Annotated in this window: 3 protein-coding genes; all 3 read right to left on the bottom strand. The window is 47.3% G+C overall.

Annotated elements, in window-relative coordinates:
* On the bottom strand, positions 1–327 hold a 327-nt coding region (locus GTA51_RS20770), incomplete at its 3' end, for a hypothetical protein (RefSeq protein WP_211922674.1).
* A gap of 47 nt (positions 328–374) precedes the next feature.
* Positions 375–1,388 (bottom strand): Fic family protein, encoded by a 1,014-nt coding sequence (locus GTA51_RS20025; protein ID WP_160964255.1) that lies wholly within the window; start codon positions 1,386–1,388, stop codon positions 375–377.
* Positions 1,389–2,298: 910 nt separating this feature from the next.
* Positions 2,299–3,915 (bottom strand): sensor domain-containing diguanylate cyclase, encoded by a 1,617-nt coding sequence (locus GTA51_RS20020; RefSeq protein ID WP_160964254.1) that lies wholly within the window; start codon positions 3,913–3,915, stop codon positions 2,299–2,301.
* Positions 3,916–4,346 lie beyond the last annotated feature (431 nt).

Genomic DNA, 4,346 nt, shown 5'->3' with positions numbered 1-4,346 from the left:
AGCCTTCCCCAAGGTAAAGAACCGAGATATCAAATCGACAGAAAGGGCCCCTCGGGGCCCTTTCTCTGACAACGGGTGGTACACTTTTACTCCGGCCAGCCGGTACACTTTCTCTCCGCCCTTGACAGCAATTTTGTCAGCAGCCTTCTTAGGAGTTTGTACGGACAGACATTCTACAGAAGATGATTTCGCCCCAATCGTAGGCCTTTCTTCCCACGATACGCCGTGTCGAGCGAGCAATTTCTTGAGATAGATATTCTCATTTCGTAGTCGATGCAGCTCATCGAGTTCCGAGATGAGTGGATTATTGCTTTGTACAATAGACATACGTTGTCGCAACAGTTGTAAAAGGCCTACACTTCTTGCCTGGTTGTCTATCGTTCCCGACGAAGTTGCAGCCACTGTCGCCCTTTCTCCGTGATTTGATATCGCTGCAGGGGGCTATTAGGTTTGTCAGGGATGGTCATTTCAATGAATTCATCCGCCAGGGCTGGTCTGAGATAGCGGGCTCGAAATGATTTCCGGTCTTGCAAACGAAGTAAGTCTTGCAACGCTTCCCGGGACATTTCGCCGTCCATGACCATCAACAGCTGGCCGACTTGGGGGGTGACTGGAGGGGTGACTTGGGGGGCAGAGGTAACAACCGCGTCGAAAATCATCGTGAGCATAAACTCGATAAAGGGAGAACAGTCCGTTTTTTGCGTGCTTTCCTGCAAAGCTTGATAATACTCGGATTGATGCTCAAAGACCAGATTTTCCACCGGGAGATCGGCAAACAAGGTATTCCAACGGGCCAAAACAAGGCTCTGCCACAACCGTCCCATGCGACCATTTCCATCGGCGAAGGGGTGGATGAACTCAAACTCGTAGTGGAAGACAGAACTGGCGATCAGTGGATGCGCATCACTCGTAGCCAGCCAGTGAAAAAGATCTCCCATCAGCGCTGGAACGCGATCCGCCGGCGGGGCCATGTGGATGACATGGGGACCTTCCATCACGCCGACCCCACCATGGCGATAGGTTCCGGCCTCATCGATAAGACCGGACATCAGGATGCGATGCGCTTCCAACAAATCCTTTTCAGCACCAGGATTCCAATCGTCAAAGCGCTCATAGGCAGCAAGAGCATTACGCACTTCCTGGACTTCCCGGGGTGGCGCAATGACCCGTTTCCCGTCCAGGATGGCCGTAACCTGCGCTTCGGTGAGGGTATTCCCTTCGATAGCTAACGACCCGCGTATGGTGCGCACTCGGTTGATGCGCCGCAACCGGAGCGATATTGTCTGTTCACGGAGGATGGTTAACCGCCCGACGGCTTCGCTGATCTTGCCGACATGGGTGACGATGGCTGGCGTGATGGAGAATGGCGGCTGATACTGCTGGCTCATGGAGCGCCCCTCTTGCATGGCTGGCTTTCAGGATTTCCCATCCTACCTGAATTCATTGATAAAAGTCACTTTGCTCTGGGCCGCAAAATAATCTGATGTGCGAAAACCCATGCCCATCCAGGCCAGACAGACCAAAGTGAGTCTAGCGCAAAGGATAGCAGTGGAAAGGTTAGATGTTTTCCTCAGCACCGGCAACGGATTTTGGAGACCAGCTGACAGGGGCGGCGAGGAGGATTGCTTGAATATCTTTCCAGCGATCCCCCCTTAAAACAGTCGGAATTTATTTAAATTTATCAAATAAAAACATATAGATAGCTGTTCTATAAAAACGGAGAGGGGATCGTTGGAATTTCAGTCAAGAGGTCGGGGGTGGGCGAAGGACCGCTTGAATAGAGTATCAAGTGTCCGAAAAGATGATTTTTCAAGCATCTGATATGATTATTGAATAGTCGTCAGCACGCATCCTGCACTACCTGGGTCTCAAAACTATGACCATCAAAAGTCTTTAGATTATCACACAATTCCCATGAAGTGCGCAAGGCAAAGCATAGAAAAGCCCCAACTCCCAGTCCCTCGATTCGGTTCACCTTAAGTCAAACTAGGTGCTGGCACTACCCCAAGGGAAATCGGGCTTTCAGCCTAGGAAGCCCACCCAGGAGAGGGGAAGGCCCAGGGGGACAAAGACCCCAGGTCCAGGGGAACGGCCCAGGAAGGGGGCCTACCGCGCGAATCCAGGGGGTGTCCGGGCCGGCGGCTGGGGGAGAGGACGGGGCAGGTCCAGAGAGACCAAGGGGAGGGGTAGAAATCCCAGCCCTGATACGCAAGGTGTCGAGAGATACTCTCCCGACACCCAGATCAAGATGCTAGGAGTTGATCTCTCAATCGTGGACTATTAACTTTTTTACTTTCGCTAGAGCGTGTCTCCTTCATCCACCACGACTTGATTTCGACCTCTCTGCTTTGCTTCGTACAAAGCTTTATCGTTTCGACTAATAAAATCATTTACGGTTTCTTTTTTTTCAAGCTGCCATTGAGCCACGCCTATACTGACGGTAAATGATATCACCATTTGTTCATAAAGCGCAGGAGATCTTTCGACCTCCTCCCTTATTCTTTCCGCAATCAAATTGGCTTCAGATTTTACAGTTTGTGGCAATAGAATATTAAACTCTTCTCCTCCAACTCGTCCAATCCGATCTGTGAGACGAAGGTTTTTCCCGATTATGGAAACAAAATGACATAGCACTTGATCTCCTCTTGGGTGCCCATAGAGATCGTTAATTCTCTTGAAGTGATCAATATCAAGACTGAGCATGCTAAACGGAAAAGAATATCGAATCCCTCGCTGCCGTTCTGATTCGAGCAATTCAAAGAAATTGCGGCGATTAGCACAGCCTGTCAATGCATCCGTACGCGCTTCTAAATTCAGTCTTTCGTTTAGACATAATAATTCTTGCCGATGTTTTGAGACTGAGAAAATATATAGTGCTATTCCAGCGACAAGCAGCAGTGAAAGTATTCCTACGCCAGAAACCAGGACAGTCCAGATGACTCTTTCGTGTTGAATCTCTACTATTTCTTTTAAGTCCCGAAGAACATTGACCGTTACTGGTTCATTGTTAACAACGGAATGAGCATAAACAAATGGATACTCGCTATTTTCCCATTGCACAGCGTCACTCGCGCCATCTAGTTGCCACGGGAGTATATTTAAAATTTCCAATTTATCTTGCCTGTAGACCGTTTTAAGATCTTTTTCGGGCAACTTTAAGACGGTGGATCCAGGCAATGTTTTCATTAAAATATTGCGATCTTCTGCCAGGACAACGACTCCATTCTCATCGGTTACGAAGACTCCTTGATCTAATGTCAGATTTGTAAGATTATTGATATTGATCCTGGATACGATCGCCCCAATGAATCGTCCAGACACCAGTACTGGCTTAGAATAGAACAATGCATTTACACGGTCTGTTCGACCGACCGCGAACTGTCGGCCGTTAATGCCTTTTTGAGCTGAAAAAAAATACAGACGATCAGAGTAGTTTTCCCCTATAAAAATAGGGTTTTCTGGCGGCTTTCCTGCTGCGATGCAATCGCCAGCGGCATTAAGAATAAAAATTGTATGTAAATTTATTTTACTGCGGATTTCATTCAGACGCTCTGTCATTGCGTTTAGCTCTGGATCAGCAAGAAATAAGTCTCTTTTTTGATTGATCTGCAGGGTTGACGATTTATTGTCCGGAAAAAAACTATCTAGTACCGACGCAATTGAGGGGTCAAACGCCATCACAACAGGTATGTTTTTAACTTGGCTAAGCCTTTGGTAGATATTTGCAGCGATATTATCTGCTGTTGACTGGGCTATTTGGCGTTCACGCTTTACAACTAGGTCAATGCGACGCGTTGCTAAAATTCCAGAAGTAATCCATATCGCAAAACACCATACAAGTATTATCAATGCAAATATAATATATTTCCAGGAATATATCGTTATTAAGCGCTTTTTAAACCATACAATGTTCATTTATATCTCTGCTAGATGATTAAATAGAATCTGTAATATCTTGCCGCAAGCCGGCTGGAATTAGTACAGATCCCGTCCAGACCATGTTTTTTTTCGCATCAAGGCAAACCAAGATTGCCGTCGGCGGTGAACGGGCGATGTTTTCTTGCCTGGATCGAATTTATTACAATTGATGCACCATATATGTCCAAATGTCCTGGCCCAGGCCTTCAATGGACGAACTGCACGATTTTGAAAGGATACATTTCAAGTGTCACCTTTGTCACCAGCCAATAAGTCGCATGAATTCAGTATATTACCGTAATAATTGTTGATCAGCATGGAATATTGACCCCTCTTTGGATGAAATCAGCGTCCAAAGTTGACCCCCTCGGCAGCCCCCTTAGATGTCTTCGATCATCGGAGACGGGAGGGGCAGCGAGAGGAGATGC

Origin of the sequence: Solidesulfovibrio aerotolerans, assembly GCF_009856865.1 — a bacterium.
Classification (GTDB): Bacteria; Desulfobacterota; Desulfovibrionia; order Desulfovibrionales; family Desulfovibrionaceae; genus Solidesulfovibrio; species Solidesulfovibrio aerotolerans.
Note: the sequence above shows the minus strand (reverse complement) of the source record. Positions and strands in the feature narration are given on the sequence as shown.